This is a genomic window from Sphingomonas mali NBRC 15500 (genome assembly GCF_001598415.1).
GTDB lineage: Bacteria > Pseudomonadota > Alphaproteobacteria > Sphingomonadales > Sphingomonadaceae > Sphingomonas > Sphingomonas mali.
Genome location: NZ_BCYX01000019.1, coordinates 44831 through 65711, shown reverse-complemented (window position 1 = coordinate 65711; position 20881 = coordinate 44831). Strand labels below are relative to the sequence as shown.

Sequence of the window (20881 nt, the reverse complement as noted above, 5' to 3'; positions counted from 1 at the left end):
CCACCGACGCGTCATCTCGGGTCAGGAGCCGCGGCCTCACGCCGCAGCGCATCCCAGCGCGCGACCTCCGCCTCGCGGCCGGACGGCCTGATCCCGCTCAACCAATAATCGAACCAGTCGATCGATCGCGTGTAGACCGCGAGCCGGTGTGCCGGCTGCCATTTGACGTGATATTCGTCGGGAAAGACGTACATGTCGATTGGGCGGCCGAGCTCGCGAAGCACGGTGAAGGTCTGGAGCGCGCTCAGATATTCGGTGTCCGCCACCTGGACGAGGATCGGGGCCCGGATGCGTCCGGCATTGGGCGTGAATGCGATCTCCTTCCAGAAGGCGGTCGCGGCCTGACTCTGGTCGACGGTCTTGGGGTAGCCCATGGCGTAGAAGATCCGGGCCGCGCTCGGGCCGACCCGCATCGCCAGGTTCGTGTCCCAGCAGCAACTGCTCATCGCATAGGCCGAGAACAGCTTGCTGTGGAGAAGCGCGAAGCCCGCGGTCGACGATCCGTCGCTCAGCCCGGTGATGCCGATGCGGGCGGGGTCGGCGATGCCGCGCGCGATCGCGACCCGGACCGGCGCCTCGACCGCCTCGAGCACGCTGCGCCGGTCGGCGAAGTCCTTGAGATCGATCCGGCTGGCCTTCTCGAAGTCGCTGGTGCCTCGCAGCCCGATCTCCCGCGGCCGGTCGACACTCAGCACCGCATAGCCGCGATTGGCGAATGCCTGGATCGGATAGTCGTCGCCGGTGCCGCCACGCAGAAAGCCGCGCGAGACATATTGGACCACGACCAGCGGGTAGCGCGTGCCCGGCCTGTAATCGACCGGCAGCACCAGGTCGGCGAACGATTCCGCGCCGAAGCTGTTGCGCGAGCGCAGCCGCTCGACCTTGCCGAGCCGGAGGTGCGCGAATTCCGGATTGGGATCGAAGATCACGTCGCGCCGCCCGCTGCCAGGGTCGAGGCGCTCGAGCCGGCGCGGCTGGGTCGAGCCTTCGCGCAGGCAGATGAGCGTCTCGCCGGTCGGCACACAGCCGAGGAATAGGTCCTCGGTGGCATAGAGGCGTCGCACGTCCCGCGCGCCCGGCGTCCATTCGTAGATGGCGGTAACGCTGTTCGCCCAGCCTTCGTGCCGGAGGAAGCGAACCTTGCCGCGCGTCCACCATGGGTAGCTCGCATCCGCGCATTCCGGCGCCGGGCACGAGAAGCTGCGGCCACCTTCGGCGACGGTGAGCCGTCCGCGCTCGGAAAAGAGGGCGTCCGGCGGTACCCGCACCGATGCGGTGGCGCCGGACGGCGCCCGCGCCACCGTCCAGCTGCCTTCCCGCATCGACGGCTGGTCGAGCAGCGCGGCTTCGCTGGATGTCGCCGGCCGCGTCGCGCCGTTTGCCAGGTCGAGGACCCGGACGGCCCGGGCGATCGGCGCCGGAGCGAAGGGCCGGTCGCTCGCGGAGGGCGCGAAGCGATCGTCATAATGGAATCCCGACAATCCCTCGCGGTCGATCGCGGCGAGCGCCCCTCGCAGCTCGGGCTTGCTCGCATAGACGATGCCGCGTCCGTCCGCCGTGAAGCGAAAGTCGTCGATATCGTCGATGCTGTTCGTGATCGCCTTGCTGCCGCTGCCATCCGTCTGGGCGCGCCACAGCTGGACGGCACCACCGTCCCGCCGGCGATAGACGATCCATTTGCCGTCCGGCGACCAGCGCGGCGTGATCGGATCGGTGAACCCGCTCGGAAAGCTCGCCCTGCCCCGGAAATCATAGCGCAGCCGCAGGAAGTCACCGCCACGATCGACCACCGTCGCCGCTCCCCCTGGGCGGAGGTCGACCACCAGCATCGCGACGCAGAAGCTGTTGGTGGTCGGGTCCCCGCGCCGGAGCTGGAACGCGGCGTGGGTTCCGTCCGGCGAGACCGAGAACAGCCCTTCATATTGCTGGTTGTTGTCGACCGGGCCGATATCGCGCAGCCGGACGAGGTCCTCGGGTACCAGGTCGCGGACGGGGAAGCCCGCGCCGGACGGCATCAGGTCGGCACAGGCCGGGGCCGCCCATGCCGTCGCCGGCGCCAGGAGCAAGGCGACGGCGAGCGCCATGCGTACGCTTACCATTGCTTGGTCACCGAGAAGCTGACGAACCGGCCGATCGGCGACTGGTTGGTCGAATCGAACGGGATGGCGGCCGCCGCCGAGTTGCGGATCGGATCCGGCTCCTCGCCCAGCAGGTTCTGCACGTTGAGGCGGAACTCGATATTGGCGAGCGGCCCATGCCTGACGGACGGCCGGAACGCCCCGCTCAGGTCGAGGGTGGTGAAGGCGCCGATCGTCTCGGTCTGGGGGAAACGGTTGTCGAGCGTGCTGCCGACATAGTTGAGCGCCGCCGACAGCTGGACGCTTCCGGCCTGCCAGCTCGCCGAGCCGTGCGCCCGGAAATGCGGTGGCGTGAAGATCAGTCCCGCCCGTCCCTCATAGGGCTGGCCTGCGACCGGCTGGCGCCTGGCGTCCAGATAGCTCGCCGATGCCGCGAGCTGGAGCCGGCCCCCGCCCCTGAGGGCCGCGCTATAGTCGATCGCGAGGTCGACGCCGCGGTCGTGCTCGCGCGCGGTGTTGCGCAGGCTCGAGTCGACGACGGCGGCGACCTGCGCCGGATCATAGGCCTGTCCGCTCTGGTTCTCGAGCCCGAGCGGCGCCCCCGCGATCAGGCCCTGCAACAGGCTCGCGCTAGGAGCGAAGAGCACGAAGTCCGCGGCGACCGGGTTTGTCAGGGCCGTCGTGTAGTCGCTGACGCCGCTTGCGATACGGCCGCGATAGTCGATGTCGAACCAGCTCGCCTCGATGCGCAGGCCGGCGAGGAAGTGGGGCTTGACCTCGACCGACAGGGTCGAGCTCGTCGCCCGTTCGGCGCGCAGGTCGGGATTGCCGCCGGCCAGGAGCAGCACCGTCGATCCCGCCGAAAGCGGCGGGACCGGCTGAGGCGAGAACTGGCTTTGGTCGAGCAGGATCGCTTCGCGAGGCTGGTTGACCTGCTGGAGGGTCGGGATCTTGAACGAGCGGCCCCAGCTGTACTTGAGCGTGATGTCCGGGTGGGGCGCATAGACTAGCCCCAGCTTGGGAGTCGCGACCGCGTCGATACCCTTGTAGCTTTCGTAGCGGACCGCGGCGCTGAGCCGCAGCGCTTCGATGAAGGGCATTCGATTGGCCGCGCCGACCAGGGGAACCGACAGCTCGCCATAGCCGAAGATGCTCTCGCGGCGCTCGCTCGCGTCACGGGTGACGCGGGTCACGCCCGCGCTGGTCGAGCGGACGTTGAAATCGAGCCGGAAGCGACGATAGCCGCCGCCAAAGGCAAGGCGGACCTCGCCGCCGGGCAGGCGGGCGAGCGGGCCCTCGGCACCCGCCTCGAAATTGGTGAGGTGGTTGTCATAGGCCGAGCGCCCGACCTGGAGGTTGCCGTTGATGTAGCGCCGCGCCGTGCTGACGGTGTCGCTGTCCCCGTCGGTCATCTCGAGCGTGGCTTCCCACCCGCCGCCGGGCCGGAGACGAAGCAATGGCGTGACCGCATAGGAGCGCACGACGGGCAGACTGAGCTGGCCGAAGACGGTGACCGGCGCCGTCACCGAAAAGGTATTGCCCTTGCGCGAGCGGCGGTCGGCGAGCTGGGCGTCCAGCTCGAACGAGACCCAGCTCGCCAGGTCCTGATGGCCGGTGAGCACGCCGCTCACCTGCCGGCTCCCCGTTCCGATCATCTGCGTCGGATTGAGGCTGCGCGAATAGGGCCGGTCGTCGGCATAGATCGGCGTCGCCTTGCTGTAGTCCAGCGCGGCCATGAAGCCGCCGGTTGCCCAGCGCGCGCCGCCGACGCCTGAATATTGCTGCTGGACGTTGCCGCCTTGCGTGGAGGCGCCGACCCGGGCGCTGGTCTGGAGACCGTCATAGTCGCGGCGCAGGATAAGGTTGGCGACGCCGCCGACGGCATCCGAGCCGTAGAGCGCCGACGCGCCATCGGTGATCACCTCGATGCGTTCGAGCGCGGCCAGCGGGATGGTCGAGATGTCTACCCCCTGGTTGACAGCGTCATAAGGAAGGCGGTGACCGTTGAGGAGCGTCAGCGTCGCGTCCGAGCCCAGCCCGCGAAGGTTGAGCGTCGTCGAGTTGTTGATGTTGTTGTATCCGCCCTGGTCGCCGCCCCCCGCGACCCCCGGGTTCTGCCCGCCGGTGAAATTCTGCGGGATGATCCGCGAGACGCTTGCCATGTCGGGGAGGCCCTGCTCCTCCAGCCCCCGGCGCGTCATCACGATGACCGGCGAGGGCCCGCTGGCACCGCGGATACGCGTGCCGGTCACCGTGATGTCCTTGGCCTCATCCCCGGCTTCTTGAGGACGCACCCGCACGACCAGCGCACCCGCCTGCTCCTCGACGATCAGGTCGCTGCCGCCTATGGCGATCCGCACCGCCTGCTCGACCGTGAATCTGCCGCGGACCGCCGGCGACCACCTGCCGCGCACGTCCTCGTCGGCAAACAGGATCTCGCGGCCAGCCTGGCGCGCCACCGCGCGCAGCGTCGTCGCTAGGTCCCGCGACGGCAGGTCGAACGCCACCGGCGCCTCCTGCGCGGTGGCCGGCGGGATGGCCATGCCCGCAGGATATGCGGCAGCGGCGAGCAGCACCGCGCAAAGTGCCTTTGTCGAGATCGTCATTCTATCCTCCCTTGGCCGGTTGTTCCGGCGCTGAGGGGGTTGACGCGGTGCCTCGCCAACTACGGGGCGACGTACGAAAATAATTTTCGTGCCGGCAGCACCTGCGGGCCTGCACGGATCACGCACTTAGACCGAGCAGGCCGGCAGGTTCGGAAACGAATAAGGGACGACCGCACCCTCAGCGGGCGGCGACTGGCAACGCCACCGGCACCATCGAGGCTCGCCAGAGGCGCTGGGCACGCGGTACTCCCGGACCTAGTACTGTCCGAAATTTGTCGTTGTTTTTCGGACGGGCGATTGCGCTCCAGTCGCGCGGGATCGGTCCTCCCGCGATGCTTTGTCGTTCGGCGTCGGCGGATATAGGACTCCGCTTGCCGCCCCGACACCGGCGGTCACCCGCCGACCGTCTCCACCTTTCCGCGGTGCATGATGCAGCCAGCACGAGATCACCTTGCCCGGATCGACCGGTCCGCGGCCATTCGATGGGGAAAACATCTTTTTTTCATTCGCTTGCTCGCGTCCGCCCGAGCGCCGTGCTAGCGTCCCGAATCGGGACAGTCCGGGGGTGGGCTGCCGCGCGGGGAGTCTGTTTATGGGGGGTGATCGGGCGCTCAGCCTGCTCAATGACATGTTGTGGAACAGCCTGATGGTGGCCGGGCCGGTGCTGATCGCGACCCTGCTCGTCGGGCTGGTCATCAGCGTCTTCCAGGTGACGACGCAGGTTCAGGAAATCACGCTGAGCTACGTGCCCAAGATCCTGGTCTCGGCGGTCATGCTGATCGCGATCGGACCGTGGATGCTTGGCCGCGTCACGCAATTCGCGACGTCGCTCTACCAGCTGATCCCCACCCTCGCGCACTGATCCAATGCCTGCGCTGAGCGACGAGGCTGTCGCTATCCTGTTGTTGACCCTGCGCGTGGTGCCGGCGTTCGCGTTCACCGCGCCGTTCACCTTGCTGCGCGTGCCGGCGATCGTGCGTGTGCTGCTGAGCATCTCGCTCGCGGCCTGGCTGGTCACCGCCAATCCCGCCCAGACCTGGCAGAGCGGCTTTGCCGGACACGGGCTGGCGATTGCCGCCGTCAACGAACTCGTGCTCGGTATCGGTCTCTCGCTCTCGCTGCAGTTCGCGTTCGCCGCCTTGCTCACGGTCGGGCGGGCCCTCGACATCCAGGCCGGCTTCGGCCTCGCCGTGCTGGTCGATCCCACGACCAAGAGCCAGATGCCGCTAGTCGGCACGCTCTTCGCCTATGCGGCAGCCGCGATCTTCTTCACCAGCGACGGCCCCGCCAATCTGCTCGCGATCTGGACCGCGTCGGTACAGGCCGTGCCGCTGGGGACCGGCGCCCTGTCCGGCGATCTGGGCCCGCTGCTCACCTATCTGTCGAGTGCGTTCGTCATCGCCTGTGGGCTTGGCGGCGCGATCATGCTGGGCTTGTTCCTCGCTGACCTCGCCATCGCCTTCATGTCGCGCACGCTGCCGCAGATGAACGTGATGCTGCTCGGGTTCCAGGTGAAGGCATTGATGACGCTGGCCTTGCTGCCGGCGTCGATCGCCTTGTCGGGCGCCCTCCTCCTTCGCCTGCTCCGGACAGCGCTCGAGGCAGCGCCTCAACTGGTGGCGGCGCGCTGACATGGCCGAGGGACAGGAAACCAACCGGACCGAGCAGGCAACGCCGTTCAAGCTCAAGCGCGCCCGCGAAAAAGGCATGGTCGCGCGCGGACTCGACCTCGGCTTCGTCGCCAGTCTGATCGGGCTTGCCGCGTTCGTCATCGTCGCCGGTGCCAAGCTGGCCTCGGTCCTCGGTGTCGAGATGCGCCGTGCGCTGGTCGGCGGGATCAGCGCGGCAGGCGATCCCCATGCATCGATCGCGCTCGCCGCGGGCTCACTCTGGCCGGTGCTCAAGCCTGTCGTTCTGCTCGGCGCGACGGTGATCTCGGTCACGCTTCTGGTCGAGATCGTGCAATTGCGCGGACTGGTGTTCAGCGCCACGCCGCTCACCCCCGATTTCTCGCGGATCAATCCCGCCAAGGGCCTGAAACGCCTGTTCTCGTTCCAGATGCTCAAACAGGCGTTCAAGAGCATCCTCAAACTGGCGATCTACACGACGATCACCGTGCTCGCCATTCGCACGGCGCTCGCCGGTGCCAGCGGGCGCATCACCGATGCGGCCAAGCTCGCCGAGGCGCTCGATCATGCCGGCATGAAACTGTTGCTGCTCTTCATCCTGGCCGCCGCCGGACTTGCCGTGATCGACCAGCTTCTCGCCCGCGGCGACTTCGCTAAGCAGATGCGGATGAGCCGGCGCGAGGTGACGCGCGAGCATAAGGAGCGCGAAGGCGATCCGCGGCTCAAGAGCAAGCGCAAGCAGCTGCACAAATCGTTCGCGCAGCAAAGCCAGGGCCTCGCCAATCTGCCGGGCTCGGACATGCTGATTGTCAATCCGCGCCACGTCGCGGTCGCGCTCGCCTATCGTGCCGGGGCCGGCGCGGCACCGGTCGTCCGGGCCAAGGGCGCGGATCGCCACGCCTTGCAGCTCAAGGCCGCCGCCGCCCGCCTCGGCATTCCGATCATCGAATCGCGCGGGCTGGCCCGCGCATTGTTCCGCGACAGCGAGATGGGAAGCGAGATCGCCCCGCGTCACTACCATGCCGTCGCCGAACTCTATTTCAAGCTGGGAGCAACCGCGCGTGCTTGACCGCCTGCTGCGCAACAACCGCGATCTTCTGCTGGTTGCCGCGATCTTCCTGATCCTCGTCATCCTGTTCGCGCCGATCCCGGCTGCCGTGCTCGACCTGTCGATCATCGCCAATTTCGGGCTGGCGCTGACGATCCTGCTGCTCACCTTCTATGTGGCGAAACCGGTCGAATTCTCGACCTTCCCCTCGCTGCTGCTGGTGGCGACGCTCTACCGCCTCGCGCTCAACGTGGCGGCGACCCGACTGATCCTGACCGGTGCCAGCGCCGGCCAGGTGATCGGCTCGATCGGCACCTTCGCAGTCCAGGGCAATTTCGTCGTCGGGCTGGTGGTCTTCGCGATCCTCGTCGTGGTCCAATATATCGTCGTCACCTCGGGTGCGCAGCGCGTGTCCGAAGTGGCCGCGCGCTTCACCCTCGATTCGATGCCCGGCGCGCAGATGAGCATCGACGCCGACCTCAATATGGGCCTGATCGACCAGGTCGAGGCCGGGCGCCGCCGCAAGGGGATCGAGCGAGAGGCGAGCTTCTACGGCGCGATGGATGGCGCATCCAAGTTCGTGAAGGGCGACGCGATCGCCGGGATCATCATCCTCTTGATCGACATCATCGCCGGCTGGATAGTCGGTGTGCTCCAGCTCGGGATGGAGTGGAACGAGGCGCTGCAGCATTTCACCTTGCTGACGATCGGCGACGGCATCGCCGCGCAGCTGCCCGCGCTGATCATCTCGGTCGCCACCGGCATCATCGTCACACGATCGGCGTCCGACCGCGAATTGTCGACCGAGGTATTCAGCCAGCTTGCCTCGATTCCGCGCATCCCGCTCATCGTCACCCTGGTCCTGATGCTGCTGCTGCTGTTGCCGGGCATGCCGAAATGGCCGATCCTGGTGATCCTCGGCCTGGCGGTGCTCGCCTGGCGGCGTATCCGCAGCACCACCGCCGCCAAGGACACCGTCATCGCCAACGAGGTGGCGGCGTCGCAGGCCGCGAGCGCCGGCCAGGCCTCGATCGAGATCCGGTTGGGCGCCGCGCTGGCGGAGGCGTGGAAGGCGCAGCAGGCGATCATTCTCGACCGCGTCGAAGGGCTGCGCCAGGTGCAGGAACAGAAGCTCGGCATCGCGTTCCCGCCGGTCCGTATCCTCGACGGGTCGGGGCTCGGCGACACCGAATATGAGATCCGGCTGTTCGGGTCGCGCTTCGCGCTGGGCGAAGCGCGACCCGACCGCGCGCTGGTGATTGGCGCGGCGGGCGCCGCGCCGGCGATCGAGGGGATCGCGACCACCGACCCCAGTTTCGGACTGCCGGCGGTTTGGGTCGACGCCGACGGCGAGGAGGCCGCGCGCGCCGCCGGGCTCACCGTCATCGATCCGATCACCGTGCTGATGACCCAGTTCAGCGAGGTCGTCTCGGGCGAGGTCGCGACCCTGCTCACCCGCCCGGTCGTGACGCGGCTGATCGAGGACGCCAGGACCCGCCAGCCCGGGCTGATCGAGGAGCTGATCCCGGCTATCCTCGGCGTTCCCGACATCCAGCGCGTGCTCCAGAACCTGCTCGCCGAAGGCGTGTCGGTCGCCAATTTCGACCTGATCCTCGAGCATCTCGCCGACCTCGCCCGCACCCAGCGCGACCCGGCCGAACTGACCGAGCAATTGCGCCAGCGGCTGAGCTACGCGATCTGCAACCAGTTGCGCGGCGACCATCCCGATCTTGCCGTGCTGAGCCTCGATCCGAGAATCGAAAACCAGATCGCCTCGGGGCTGGGCGCGGCGCAACAAGGCGGCCTGCCGATCGAACCCGGCCTCGCCGATCGCTTGATCCGCCGCCTGTCGGCGCTGGCCGAGGCGATGCACCGCGACGGGCGGGCGCCCGTCCTGTTGTGCGGCGCCGAGTTGCGCCGCCACCTCAAGGCGTTCACCAGACGCAGCATTCCGCGCCTCGCGGTGGTTTCGGTCAACGAGATACCGATGCGGATCAATCTGAAGTCGTTCGATGTCGTCAAGCTGGAAGGATGAAATGATGGGCGAGGAGACCGGTCGAGCCGCGAGCGAGGCGAGCTATCAACGCCTGCTCGGCTATCTCGAGCACGACCCGGACAATCAGGCCTTGCTGGCCGACGCCGCCGAGGCGGCGATCGCGGCGGGCCGCGCCGACGCGGCGTTCGGCCTGCTCGACCGCGCCGCCGCCCGATCCGCGCCAGGCCCGCGCGAACGCAGTCTCGCGGGGCTCGCGGCGATGCATAGCGAACGATTCGCCGATGCGATCGCGACGTTCGCGGCGCTGCTCGACGACGGCATCGACAATCCGGCGATCCGGTTCAACCTCGCCTGGTCGCGCGCGGTGTCCGGCGATCCCGAGGGCGCGCTCGCCATGCTCGACGACGCCACCTGCGACGCGCTGCCGCAGGCCGCCGCGCTCGATGTCCGGTTGCGCCACGCCGCGGGCGGGTTCGAGGAAGCGTATCAACGCGGCAAGCACTATCTCGACCTCCATCCCGAGGACCCGGCGCTCGGCGCGGCGATGTCGGTGCTGGCGCTCGACATGGACGAGCCCGAGTTCGCCGCGGCCTGCGCGGCGAAAGCGCCAGGACATGCCGATGCGCTGACGACGCTCGGCACGCTGGCGCTCGACGGCAGCGATGCGAGCCAGGCGAAAGCCTTGTTCGACGAGGCGCTGGCCCGCAATCCCAAGGCGCCACGCGCCTGGGTCGGCCGCGGGTTGTCCGAACTACTTACCGGGCAGACCGACAAGGCACCCGCCGATATCGACCGCGGCGCGGAATTGTTCGGTAGCCATCTCGGCTCGTGGATCGCCGCCGGCTGGGCCCATTTCGTGAATGGCGACATCGCCACCAGCCGCGCGCGGTTCGAGCACGCGCTCGCCCTCGACCCGACCTTCGCCGAAACTCATGGCTCGCTCGCCGTGCTCGACATCCTGGCGGGCGATATCGACGCCGCGCGCGAGCGCGCGACGATCGCCGCGCGGCTCGACCGGCAAAGCTACGCGGCGGCCCTCGCCCAGGCGATGCTGAGCGCGGGGAGCGGCGATGCCGACAGGAGCCGCGCGATCATCGAGCGCGCGCTCCATTCGCCGCTCGACGGCACCGGCCGCACCCTCGCCCAGGCGCTGGCGCGGATGGGCGCGGGCGGCGGATCGGTCCACTGAACGCCGCAGCCGGCGGCCCGATATGACCTGGCGATAGAAGCGCCGCGTCGTCGATGACCGGCAGAAACCGCGAACGCCCCCGCGCGAGCGACCGATCAGCCTTCAGGTCGCCCGGAAGTCGCGCGCGACGCGGTCGAGCAACTGCTGCGCTTCGGGCGATGCCTCGATCAGCCGCAGGACCTCGCCAGTTACCGCCTCGAACGCGGGCTCGGCGACCAGTTCCTCGCCCAGCCGCTCGCCGAGCAGGCCGCGCACCAGCGCCCGGCGGAAATCGCGTTCGGGCAGATCGCGGATCGCGGCCAGTGCCTCGATTCTCTGTTGCGCGGTCGCCGACCTGCGCTGCTCGCGATCGGCGCCTCGCACGCGGCCCCGCTCGCTGCGCTGCAATTGCTCGCGCAGCAGCAGCAGGATCTGGTCGGTTGCGCTGATCTGGGTCATCTGACCTAGTTGGACCGCCCGGAAAACTGACCGAGCAGCAGGCTGGTCGCCGACATGGTCTCGTCCCCGCCATCGCCTGCGGTAAGCTCGCTGATGCGATCGATGATCAGCTGCATGTCGCGATTGAGCGGCAAATTTTCCTCATTGGTCGCGATACCCAGCCGCAATTGCTCGACCGCGGCTGCGAATTCGTCGCGGATGAGATAGGTCAGGCCGGCGACGAACGTGCGCAGATAATGACCGTCCGGCAGGAGGGCGAGCGGCCCCCAGGTCGACAGCGCGTCGCCCGCTTCGCCCGAGGTCAACTGGAAGAAGCCGAGCTGGAAGCGCGCGATCGCGAAATCGGGCGCCAGCGCCACCGCCGCCTTGAGCGCCGACAGCGCCTCGATCGGCCGGCCGATCGCGGCGAGCAGCGATCCGCGCAGGAAATGAAGCCTGGGATCGTCCGGAAAATCCGCCAGCGCGCGATCAACCTGCGCGATCTCGTCGCCCTTGTCGGCGGCGATCGCGGTCATCAGCTCCTGGAGGCGGATATCGTCGCAAAGCGTCATGTCGAACTGTCCCTAGTGATGCCTGAGCCGCCGCCGAAGCCGTTCGATGGCGCTCTTGTGGAGTTGCGATACCCGGCCGCGCGTCAGCCGCAACAGATCGGCGATATGCGCGAACGTCAGCCCGGTGTGATAGTGCTGGCGGATCACCGCGCCTTCATTGGCGGGCAACCGTTCGAGTTCGGCGGCGATCGCCGCCTGGGTCTGGCGCCAGGCGAGGCCTTCATAGGGCGTCGGCCGGCGATCGACGCCGTCCGCCTGCTCGACCATTCCCGTCCCCTCAAGCATCAGCCCGAGGGCGAGATCGACGGCGAGATCGGCGAGGGCCGCGAGCGGGTCGGCCGGCGCGGCCTCGATCGGGCCGAGCGACCGCATACGTTCCTGCCGCAACCGCTGGCGCTGGCTCAATTGCGCGTCGAGATCGCTCATCCGCTTCATGCCGTCGGCGACATTGCCGGCGATCCGCGGCCGGGCATAGGCGCCGAACGGTACGCCCAGCAGCGGATCATAGCGGTCGAGCGCCTGCAACAGGCCTTCGTAGGCGAATTGCTCGAGATCGCCGCGATCGACCGCGCGCCGGCGCCAGCCGAAATGGCGCGCCGCGACCGAGCGCGCGAGCACGATATAGCGGTTGAACAATGTCTCGCGCGAGCGGCTGTCGTCCTCGAACCGCGCGCGCCGCCACAGCGACGCCTCGGCGCGCACCGGATCGGTCACGATGTCGAGCCCGGTCTCGCGCGTCGGCTTCATCGGAAACTGCCCAGGACGCCCTGAATGACGAGGCTCCAGCCGTCGATCAGCACGAACATCAGCAGCTTGATCGGCAGCGATATCGTCGCCGGCGGCACCATCATCATGCCGAGCGACAGGAGGATCGACGACACGACGAGGTCGATCAGCAGGAACGGCAGCAGGATGACGAACCCGATCGTGAACGAGACCCGCAGCTCATTCATGATGAAGGCAGGCGCGAGCTTGAGGATCTCGACCTGGTCGGGACGCGCCGGCACCGGCGTATGCGAGATCGCATAGATCGCCTCGATGTCGGAATCGCGCGTCTGGGCGAGCATGAACGTCTTGAGCGGAGCGCTTCCGCGGGTCATCGCCTCTTCGGCGCCGATCTGGCCGCCGAGGAACGGCTGGACCGCCTGGCTGTTCAGCGTGGCCAGCGTCGGTCCCATGGAGAATGCGGTCAGAAACAGCGCCAGGCTGATCAGCACCGGATTGGGCGGCGTCTCCGGCATGCCGAAGGCGTGCCGGACCATCGACAGGGTAATGATGATGCGGACGAAGCTCGTCATGCTGATGAGGATGGCCGGCAGGATCGCCAGCATCGTCAACAGCAACGTGGTGCGCACGACGTCGGCCGAGAGCCCGGCCTGGGGTGCCGCCGCGGCCGGCATCGCGACGAACAGCGCGCCGCCAGCGAGCGCCAGCAACCACCTATTCACGCAGCCTCTCCGCCGTCCGCCAGCGCACGCTCGCGCAGCACCTGGCTCGATCCGACCTGGATCAGGAGCAGGAATTCGCGTCCGTCGTGGCGCACGACACCGATATCGGCATGCATGTTCAGCCGCCGCACCTCGACGACCTCGATTACGCCGGTGCGCGGGCCGACCTGGCGCAGCCACCCGGCCAGGTCGCCCTTGCCCATCCGCTGGCGGATCAGGAGTATCGCAAGCACCGCGATCGCGATGCAGATCAGGAAGGCGATGATGATGCGGCCGACCGGCACGTCCACCCCGCCGCCGCCCAGGCGGCCGACCGCCTGATCGGCGAGCAGGATCATTCGGCGACCTCGCTCAGCCGCACACCGAACTTGTCTCCGACCGCGACCAGTTCACCCTGGCCGATCACCACGCCGTTGAGACGCAGCTCGACGGCCTGATTGAGCGGCGCGTCGAGCGTCACCACCGACTGCGGCTTGAGCGCACCGAGCTCGGCGACGGTCATCCGCGTGCCGCCGACAAAGGCCTCGATCTCGACCTCGACGTCGTCGATCATGCGCGCGGCGAGCGTCCGGCCGGACGGCGTCGCGGTATCTGTTTTCTTGGGAGAGGGCTGGTTCACAAGGGGGTACTCGTTGGAGAGACGGTCAAACGATGGTCAGCTGCAGCCGGTCATCCTGGCGATCGACGGTGCAGCGCAACGGCTTGGGGCGGTGGCCGATCGCGACATCGACCGCGGCGGTCAGGTCGCGATCGAGCACCAGGACATCGCCGACGGCAAGGCCGGCAAGCTCGGTGGTCGTCAGCCGGCTGCGGCCGACCAAAGCGGAGACCGTCACTTGCTGGCCGGCAAGCGCGATGGCGAGCGGCGCTACGGTCTTGCCCGTCACGAACGGCGGCAAGGCCGCCCGCGCGCGCCGGACGATCAGCTCTTCGCTGAGCGCGATCTGAAGCAGATCGGCGCGACCTCCGTCCGCCACGCGCCACGTCCACCACGGTCCCCTGCCGGACTCGACCGTCCCCGGGCGCCAGGCCGCGCCACCCAGCCCCAGGGTGGCGGCGAGGCGGCTGCGGAAATCGGCAACGCAGGCCGCGGCCGCCGCATCGAGCGCGGCGCGATCGGCCGGCGTCGGCGATGCCCCATCGTCCGGCCCACCGTACATCATCGCCGCAATCCGCGCGTCGGCATCCTCGGCGAGCGACAGCACGACACCATCAGCCAGTTGCCAGCAGGTGCCACGCGCCGCCGCGGGGTTGGCGCCGACCGCGGGATCGCCAGCGAGATCGACAGATCGCGCGGCGAACCACGCCGCGCTCCATTCACGCACGCAAGGGCGCAGCGCGACCTCGCGCACGGCGCGTTGGACCGCTTCGGGCGGCAGCCAGGATCGAACATGGGTCATGCCAATGCCGCCGATCAGCCCTGCCCGCGGATGCCGAACAATTGCTGGATCATGTCATTGGTCGCGCTGATGATCTGCGACGATGCCTGGAAGCCGCGTTGGACCAGGATGAGGTCGGAGAATTCGAGCGTCAGGTCGACGTTCGACGCCTCGAGCCGGCGCGACTGCACCTTGCCGACGCGCACGTCGCCGCTCGGCAGGATATCGCGCATCGCGGTCTCGCGCGCGCTGAACATGCCGCTCGATTCCTGCGTGAGGTCCGACGTGTCGCGGAAATCGGCGATGGCGACCGCGCCGAGCTGCTGCTTTTGCCCGTTCGAATAGCTGACCTCGAGCTGGCCGGAATCGTTGACGGCCAAGGCGGCGAAGGTGCCGACGCCATAGCCGTCGACCGACCCCGCGCTCAGCGTCGAGGAGGCTCCGGCAAAGCTCTGCGCGCCCGAGAAATCGAGGGTCACGACCGTGCCCGACCCCGGATCGGTGAAATCGAGCTTGCTCGCGCTCGGATCGGCGATGGCGCCGATGAACTTGAGCTGTTTGGTCTGGGGCTGCGCGTTGGCGCCGGTTCCGTCCTTGAGCGGGCCGTTGGTGTCGTTGACGGTAATGTTCCAGGTGCCGGGCGTAGCGGTCGCCGACGTGTCCTTGGTCGCGGTCACCGTCCAGACGTGCTTGCCACCATTCTTGTCGAATATGGTGATGTTGCCCACCGTGGGCGGGGTGGTCGCGTCGGTCGCGATGAAGCCAGTAAAGGGAACCGAGGTTGTCGCCTTGGGTGGATTGGTCCGCGAGACGTCGACCGAGAGGGTCTGCGGGCGGCCTGAAGCGTCGAGCGTGGCGAGCCGCCAGTCGGTGCCTGACAGCACGATATAGCCGCTCTTGTCGATGTCGAAACTGCCGGTTCGCGTGTACATCACGTCGTTGCCGCGCATCAGCATCAACAGGCCCCCGCCCTGGATGGCGAGATCGAGGTCGCGATCGGTCTGGCGCAATTCGCCGGCCGCGAAGTTGAGCCGGCCAGGCGCGTTCTGGACGCCATTGCCGGTCGCGCCGCCATAACCGTTATTCGATCGGCTGTTGGCACCGAGGATGTTCTCGAAACTGACGGTCGACCCCTTGAACCCTTGCGAGTTGAGGTTGGCGACGTTGTTGCTGATCTGCTGCAGCCCGCGCGAATAGGCGGCAAGCCCGCTCAAGCCGATATAGATCGATCCGAACATGTCAGTTCCCCTGGCGAATCTGGGACACGTTGGCGAGCGACAGACCGGAAATGGTCTGCTGGTCGCCAGTGGTGATGGTGAGCTGCGGGTCGCCATTGGCGAAGGAGACCGCGGTGACCTTGCCGGAAATGACGGTCGAGCCCGACGGGATGTCGACGATGCGGCCGAGCAGCGACGCCGCCTGGGCGGTCCCTTGCGCCGAGACCAAGGTGCCGAGCTTGTCGTTGGTCGTCTGGCCGAGCTGGATCTGCGAGAATTGCGCGAGTTGCGAGACGAACTCGAAATTGTCCATCGGCTTCAAGGGATCCTGATAGGTCAGCTGGGTCAGGATGATCTTGAGCAGTGAGTCGAAGCTCAATCCGAACGCGCTCGTTGCCGCGCCCTGAGTTCCGCTACTGCTGGTGTTGGCCGACACCGGCTGGGTCGGGGAAATCGCCTGCATCTCAATCCTTCCTGTCTTGCCCGGCGGCGCCGGGACTGCGGCTGACGCGCAATTCGCTGAGCACGAGACCGTGACGCGCGAGCAATTGGGCAACCGCCTCGTGCATCGAACCGGCATCGCCCTCGGGCTCGCCATCGGCGACGACCGTCACCGCCACGCCCGCCTCGCCATGGTCGATCGACACCTTGACGCGCGACGCGGCGAGCGTCTGGTCGCGAACCGCGATGCGCGGCGCGCCGCCGGGCGACGCTGCGTCTTCGGCCAGCACTCCGGCCGCGCTCAGGCGCGGGACCGGCGGTGGCGATGATGCCAGGCCCGGCGCGCCGCCGGCTGCCGCACCGGGCCACAGCGGTGCGACAGCCGGCGATCCGCCGATCGCCAGCTGTCCGGCCAGCAGCGGGTCGGAAGCCAGCCCGGACGGCGCTCCCGAACCCGGCTGCGTTCCGGACGGCGGCTCAGGCGCGCGCGACGGGTCGGAGGCGAGCACGGGCAGCGCGCCAGGCGGCGGCACCGGCGGCTGCGGCACGCCAGGCTGGTCGGACTCGGACGCGAGGGCCGGATCGTGCCGGGCGGTCGCCGCGCGGTCCTCGAAGAACCCGCGCTCGTTGAACCGCTCGACCGAGCCGCGCATCGTGCCCGCGGCGAAGCGCGCCGACGGCCGGCCCGATTGCTCGACCAGTGCGCGGTCGACCAACGTCACCAACGTATCGGCGAACGACGCGCCGGACGCGGACCGCGACGCCCCGGAGGGCTGTGCCGCGGTTCCGGCAAAGGGAGCGGCCGGGCCAGGCGTGATCGCGGTCATCGCCGCCGCCAATCGAACGTCGCCCGCTCGGCAACCGCGGCCAGCGCCGCTTCCTCGTCGAGTCGCGCGGCGTCGCGGGCGAGCCCGCGTGCGACGTCGCCGGTCGCGCGCATCGTTGCATCGAGCCGACGCCAATGATCGGTGCGCGCCTCGCGCACCGACGCCATGTCCCGCGCCACAAGCGCCGCGCGTTCGGCGGTCGTATCGGCGTCGAGCAACGCGGCCCCGATCGCCGATACCATCTCGGGGAGGAAACGATCCGAGCCGATCGCCGCGTCCCAGGTCCGGGCGAGTGCGAGAACACGGTCGGCGTCGCGCTCGGCCGCCTCGACCGCGGCCGTCTCGCGCGCCTGGGCCTCACCGACATCGATCGCGGCGACATCGCGTTCGACACGCTGGAGCAGTTCGAGTTCGCGCATGCGATGGAGAGCACGTCGCGGCGTCATGACGGCCACGAGGTCTTGAGCGCACGCACGGTCTGGGCGAAGTCCGAGCGCTCGTCGGCGGGCTGGCGCAGGACGGCGGCGATCGGCTCGCGCGCGGCGATCGCCCGGTCGATCCGGTCGCTCGACCGGGCCCGATAGACCCCGCTTTCGATCATCACGCGATTCTCATCATAGGTCGAGAGCAGAGAGGCGATCTCACGCGCCTGGGCGGCGTGATCGGGATCGATCAGCCGCGAGGCCTGGCGGCTGACGCTGCGGATGATGTCGATCGCCGGAAAATGGCCCTGCTCGGCGAGGTTGCGCGACAAGACGATATGGCCGTCGAGCAGCGACTTCATCACCTCGACGATCGGGTCGTCGACCTCGTCGGTCTCGCTCAGCACCGTCATGATCGCGGTGATCGCACCCCCGCCCCGGACCGCGCCGCAACGCTCGACGATGCGCGGCAGAACCGCGAACACGTTGGGCGTATAGGCGCGCACGGTGGGCGGGGCGCCGGCAGCGAGGCCGATTTCCCGCAGCGCCATGGCCAGCCGCGTGATCGAATCGATCAGGAGCACGACATGCTCACCGCGATCGCGCCAATATTCGGCCAGCGCCAAGGCCTGCTCGACCGCGCGTGCGCGCATCACCGGGCTTTGGTCCGATGTGGCCGCGACCAGGGAGAAGCGATCGGGCGCGGCGGACGTGGCGGCGAGCGACCAGAGGTCGGAGACTTCCCGCCCGCGCTCGCCGACCAGGCACAGGATGCAGCGATCGCAATCGATCTGGCGGGCGAGCTGCTCGACCAGGCTGGTCTTGCCCACGCCGCTCGCCGCGAAGATGCCGACCCGCTGGCCGACGCCCAGGGTCAGGAGGCCGTCGATCGCGCGGATGCCGGTCGCCAGCACCGCCGCCGGATTGACCCGGTCGAGCGCCGAGATCGCGGCTCCCTCGATGCGCGTCGTGCGATCGATCCTGCCCTTGCCGTCGATCGGGCGGCCGAGCGCATCGACGGCACGACCGGCAAAACCGTCGCCCCGCGCGATGCCGGAGCGGCCGGGCGCGGCGGTCACCCGCGCGCCGAGGCGGAGCCCGCTATGCTGTTCGAGCGGGATCAGGGTGATACCGCGCTCGCTCACCGCCACGACCTCGGCGATCGCCTCGCGGCCATCCGGGCCGGCGATGTCGCACAGCTCGCCGAGCGCCGCGGCGGGACCCGTCGCGCGAACGAAGCCGGCACCAAGTTCGTCGAGATGCCCGTAGAGCGGCGCGGTATCGACCGCTGCCAGCCGATCGAGGAAACGATGCGGCTTCATGTCCTGCGCTCCATCGCCGCCAGCGCGCCGTCGAGGATCGCCCATTGTCGTGCCGGTTCGACGTCGATGGCGCCGAGCTTGAGATCGATCCGGCACCCCCCGGCATCCAAATCGGGGTCGATCGCGAGACGCGTGCGCGCGACGTCGATCCGCGTGCTCAGGGTATCGAGCGCGTCGCCCGGAAAATCGGCCGCGCTGACCCGCACGCCAACCACCGAATCGGCGGCAAGGCCGGCAACGTGATGCGCGACCGTGCGCGTCACGAGCTCGCCGAGGTCGGAGCTTTCACCGAACATCTTTCCGAGCGCGGCACGGGCCAGGGTGACCGCGAGGAGCTCGAGCTCCTCGAGCCGCTTGTCCCAGACCGCGCGCGCGTCAGCGAGGCCGCGCTCGACCTGCGCGGTGCGGCTGGCGTCGGCGGCGACGGCGGCGTCGCGCCCTTCGGCGCGCGCGGCCTCGATAGCGCGCGCCGCCTCGCGCTTGTGCGAAACGAGCGCCGCCTCGAGCCGCGCGATCTCGGCCTCGAGCTCCGCCAGGCGCGGATCGGGCGCCACGGTCTCGACGGCCGCGTCCCGGTCGCGGCGCGGCGCCGCCGGCAGCGCGCCGACGCTTGCCAGCGCGTGAGGCTCCTTGATGAGCCCGGTCATCGCGATTTTCCTGCCGCGAGCAGCCCACCGGCTGCCTGAAGCAAGGTCCGTCCCGCAACGCGCGGCGCGGCGTTCGCCTCGCCCTGACCGTCGAGCAGGGCCGCGCGCGCGGCCGGTGTCATGCCGCCCTCGCCGTTCCGCGCCGCCGCGATCAACGTTTCGAACCATTCCGAATGGCTACCGGGCGCTGCCGGGCGCGGCGGTGCCGCCGGCCGCTGGCCCCGCATCGCCGTCTGCAGCCGGTCGCGCTCGTCCGCGTCGAGCCCGGCGAGGATCGCCCGGCGATCGCTGCCCGCCAGCGCGGCGAGATCGCGCGCGATCGCGGTGAGCGGGTCAGCCGGCATTGGCCACGTCCGGATCGCGCAAGGTCGCGCGGATGCGCTCGATCATCGCCTCGCGCTCGTCGGCCGACAGGCGCGGCGTCCGCATCGCGGACCGGACCCCCTGCGCCAGCGCCGCCAGCAGAAGGAGAGCGACGGCGATCAGCACGTACAGCCAGAACCCGCCGAAGCGAGCAGCACCGGCGGGGCTCCCGACAGGCGGAACGGCAGCGGCCGGAGCCACCGCCGTTCGCGCCGCCGGGGTGGTCTCGCCGGTCGGGCCAAGCCCGACCTGGAAGGTGAGTTCGTCGCCGGCCGCCTCGTCGAGCCCCACCGCGGCGGCGATCTCGTTGCGCGCCAACCGGCTCTGATCAGGGTCGAGCGGCATGGCGGTCGCGACGATGATGCGCAGGCGGAAATTGCGCTTCGGCGCATTGGGCAGGGTCGCCGGCGTCGCGGCGCCGGCCGGGGTCGCGATCGCCCCCGGCGTCGCGCTCGCGGCGGGTGCCGGCGCCGGTGTCTCTGGAACATCGACCTGGTCCTTGCCGAGGACGATGACGCGTACGTCGGTCTGCACCCCTGGCAAGGCCGGTTCGACCGCGGCGCGCACCCGCGCGCGATAGTAGCGCTGGACCGCCTGCTGCTCCTCGGCGTCCGGCGCGAGCGTTACCTCGGGCGCGCTCGACTGGCTCAGGACCCGGCCATCGGCATCGACGATGACGACATCGCCGGGCGCCAGATCGGGCACGGCGAAGGCCACCAGACGCTGGATGCCGGCGACACGGTCGCTGTCGAGCTGGCGTCCTTCCTTGGTGATCAGCTCGACCGCGGCCTTGGACGGGCTGCGTTCGCTGCGGAACAGCGAGCGCTCGGGCATCGCCAGATGGACGCGGGCGGTCTCGACCTCGTCGATCAGCATGATCGTGCGTTCGAGCTCGCCCTGGAGCGCGCGCTGGTAATTGATCCGCTGCGCGAAGTCGGTGAGGCCCATGTCGGACTTGTTGAACAGCTCGAAGCCCACTCCGCCCTTGAGCGCGATATCGGATCCGGCGATCAGCAGCCGCGCCTGGTCGGCCTGGTCCGACGGCACCGCGATGCTGGCGCCGTTATCGCCGAGCCGGTAGGCGATGTTCTTGGCGTCGAGCTGGGCCGCGACCGCAGAGGCCGCGGCGGGACGCAGATTGCTGAACACCGGCACGTAGCCTGGGCGCAGGAACAGGAAATAGCCGAGCGCCAGCAGCCCGAAGACCACGGCGAATACGATCGCGATCAGACGGACCGGCAATTGCCGCTGGGGGGACGCATCACTCATGATCGGCGATCC

General features: G+C 69.0%; 22 protein-coding genes. 5 read left to right on the top strand and 17 right to left on the bottom strand.

The window, feature by feature from the left end:
• Positions 1–11: 11 nt before the first annotated feature.
• Together SMA01S_RS14570 and SMA01S_RS14565 are read right to left on the bottom strand one after the other, a co-directional pair.
• Positions 12–2084 carry an Atxe2 family lasso peptide isopeptidase gene (locus tag SMA01S_RS14570; RefSeq protein ID WP_245649285.1) on the bottom strand — a complete coding sequence of 691 codons (2073 nt, stop codon included), beginning with the start codon at positions 2082–2084 and terminating at the stop codon, positions 12–14.
• A gap of 8 nt (positions 2085–2092) precedes the next feature.
• Positions 2093–4684, bottom strand: coding sequence for a TonB-dependent receptor (locus tag SMA01S_RS14565; protein WP_066823697.1), 2592 nt, complete (start codon positions 4682–4684; stop codon positions 2093–2095).
• 592 nt (positions 4685–5276) lie between these two features.
• Here SMA01S_RS14565 and fliQ point away from each other — a divergent pair.
• Genes fliQ through SMA01S_RS14540 form a run of 5 tightly spaced genes read left to right on the top strand, consistent with a single transcriptional unit; the run spans position 5277 to position 10545 of the window.
• Entirely contained in the window at positions 5277–5546 is a 270-nt protein-coding gene (gene fliQ, locus SMA01S_RS14560) for a flagellar biosynthesis protein FliQ (RefSeq protein WP_066823695.1), read from the top strand.
• 4 nt (positions 5547–5550) lie between these two features.
• Positions 5551–6315 carry a flagellar biosynthetic protein FliR gene (locus SMA01S_RS14555; RefSeq protein WP_066823693.1) on the top strand — a complete coding sequence of 255 codons (765 nt, stop codon included), beginning with the start codon at positions 5551–5553 and terminating at the stop codon, positions 6313–6315.
• 1 nt (position 6316) lies between these two features.
• Positions 6317–7381 carry an EscU/YscU/HrcU family type III secretion system export apparatus switch protein gene (locus tag SMA01S_RS14550; RefSeq protein ID WP_066823690.1) on the top strand — a complete coding sequence of 355 codons (1065 nt, stop codon included), beginning with the start codon at positions 6317–6319 and terminating at the stop codon, positions 7379–7381.
• Positions 7374–9395, top strand: coding sequence for a flagellar biosynthesis protein FlhA (locus SMA01S_RS14545; RefSeq protein ID WP_066823688.1), 2022 nt, complete (start codon positions 7374–7376; stop codon positions 9393–9395). Before SMA01S_RS14550 ends, SMA01S_RS14545 begins: the two co-directional genes overlap by 8 nt.
• A gap of 4 nt (positions 9396–9399) precedes the next feature.
• The gene (locus SMA01S_RS14540; RefSeq protein WP_169804240.1) at positions 9400–10545 is read left to right on the top strand and encodes a tetratricopeptide repeat protein; all 1146 of its coding nucleotides are present in this window, start codon (positions 9400–9402) and stop codon (positions 10543–10545) included.
• Between the two features lie 102 nt (positions 10546–10647).
• Here the strand turns inward: SMA01S_RS14540 and SMA01S_RS14535 are convergent, their stop codons facing one another.
• Genes SMA01S_RS14535 through fliF form a run of 15 tightly spaced genes read right to left on the bottom strand, consistent with a single transcriptional unit; the run spans position 10648 to position 20869 of the window.
• Entirely contained in the window at positions 10648–10983 is a 336-nt protein-coding gene (locus SMA01S_RS14535; RefSeq protein WP_066823683.1) for a hypothetical protein, read from the bottom strand.
• Positions 10984–10988: 5 nt separating this feature from the next.
• The gene (locus SMA01S_RS14530) at positions 10989–11534 is read right to left on the bottom strand and encodes a tetratricopeptide repeat protein (protein ID WP_066823681.1); all 546 of its coding nucleotides are present in this window, start codon (positions 11532–11534) and stop codon (positions 10989–10991) included.
• Between the two features lie 12 nt (positions 11535–11546).
• Complete coding sequence (locus tag SMA01S_RS14525; protein ID WP_066823679.1) at positions 11547–12281, bottom strand: sigma-70 family RNA polymerase sigma factor; 735 nt, start codon at positions 12279–12281, stop codon at positions 11547–11549.
• Positions 12278–12982, bottom strand: a complete 705-nt coding sequence (gene fliP / locus SMA01S_RS14520; protein WP_245649284.1) for a flagellar type III secretion system pore protein FliP — start codon at positions 12980–12982, stop codon at positions 12278–12280. Before fliP ends, SMA01S_RS14525 begins: the two co-directional genes overlap by 4 nt.
• On the bottom strand, positions 12979–13320 hold the full coding sequence (locus SMA01S_RS14515; protein WP_066823677.1) for a hypothetical protein: 342 nt from the start codon (positions 13318–13320) through the stop codon (positions 12979–12981). Before SMA01S_RS14515 ends, fliP begins: the two co-directional genes overlap by 4 nt.
• On the bottom strand, positions 13317–13601 hold the full coding sequence (locus SMA01S_RS14510; RefSeq protein WP_084238978.1) for a FliM/FliN family flagellar motor switch protein: 285 nt from the start codon (positions 13599–13601) through the stop codon (positions 13317–13319). Before SMA01S_RS14510 ends, SMA01S_RS14515 begins: the two co-directional genes overlap by 4 nt.
• Positions 13602–13626: 25 nt before the next feature.
• Positions 13627–14382, bottom strand: coding sequence for a FliM/FliN family flagellar motor C-terminal domain-containing protein (locus tag SMA01S_RS14505; protein ID WP_066823675.1), 756 nt, complete (start codon positions 14380–14382; stop codon positions 13627–13629).
• A gap of 14 nt (positions 14383–14396) precedes the next feature.
• Positions 14397–15599, bottom strand: coding sequence for a flagellar hook-basal body complex protein (locus SMA01S_RS14500; protein ID WP_066823672.1), 1203 nt, complete (start codon positions 15597–15599; stop codon positions 14397–14399).
• Position 15600: 1 nt separating this feature from the next.
• Positions 15601–16041 carry a flagellar hook assembly protein FlgD gene (locus tag SMA01S_RS14495; protein WP_066823670.1) on the bottom strand — a complete coding sequence of 147 codons (441 nt, stop codon included), beginning with the start codon at positions 16039–16041 and terminating at the stop codon, positions 15601–15603.
• A 1-nt stretch (position 16042) separates the two neighbouring features.
• A complete protein-coding gene (locus SMA01S_RS14490; RefSeq protein ID WP_157093953.1) occupies positions 16043–16846 on the bottom strand; it encodes a hypothetical protein in 804 nt (267 codons plus the stop codon).
• Complete coding sequence (locus tag SMA01S_RS14485) at positions 16843–17265, bottom strand: hypothetical protein (RefSeq protein ID WP_066823666.1); 423 nt, start codon at positions 17263–17265, stop codon at positions 16843–16845. Before SMA01S_RS14485 ends, SMA01S_RS14490 begins: the two co-directional genes overlap by 4 nt.
• A gap of 23 nt (positions 17266–17288) precedes the next feature.
• Positions 17289–18590: a FliI/YscN family ATPase gene (locus SMA01S_RS14480; protein WP_066823765.1), complete on the bottom strand. Its 1302-nt coding sequence runs from the start codon at positions 18588–18590 to the stop codon at positions 17289–17291.
• Positions 18587–19237, bottom strand: a complete 651-nt coding sequence (locus tag SMA01S_RS14475; RefSeq protein ID WP_066823664.1) for a FliH/SctL family protein — start codon at positions 19235–19237, stop codon at positions 18587–18589. The genes SMA01S_RS14480 and SMA01S_RS14475 overlap by 4 nt, the downstream gene beginning before the upstream one ends.
• Positions 19234–19581: a hypothetical protein gene (locus SMA01S_RS14470; RefSeq protein ID WP_066823654.1), complete on the bottom strand. Its 348-nt coding sequence runs from the start codon at positions 19579–19581 to the stop codon at positions 19234–19236. Before SMA01S_RS14470 ends, SMA01S_RS14475 begins: the two co-directional genes overlap by 4 nt.
• Positions 19571–20869, bottom strand: a complete 1299-nt coding sequence (gene fliF, locus SMA01S_RS14465) for a flagellar basal-body MS-ring/collar protein FliF (RefSeq protein ID WP_084250317.1) — start codon at positions 20867–20869, stop codon at positions 19571–19573. Before fliF ends, SMA01S_RS14470 begins: the two co-directional genes overlap by 11 nt.
• Between the last annotated feature and the right edge of the window lie 12 nt (positions 20870–20881).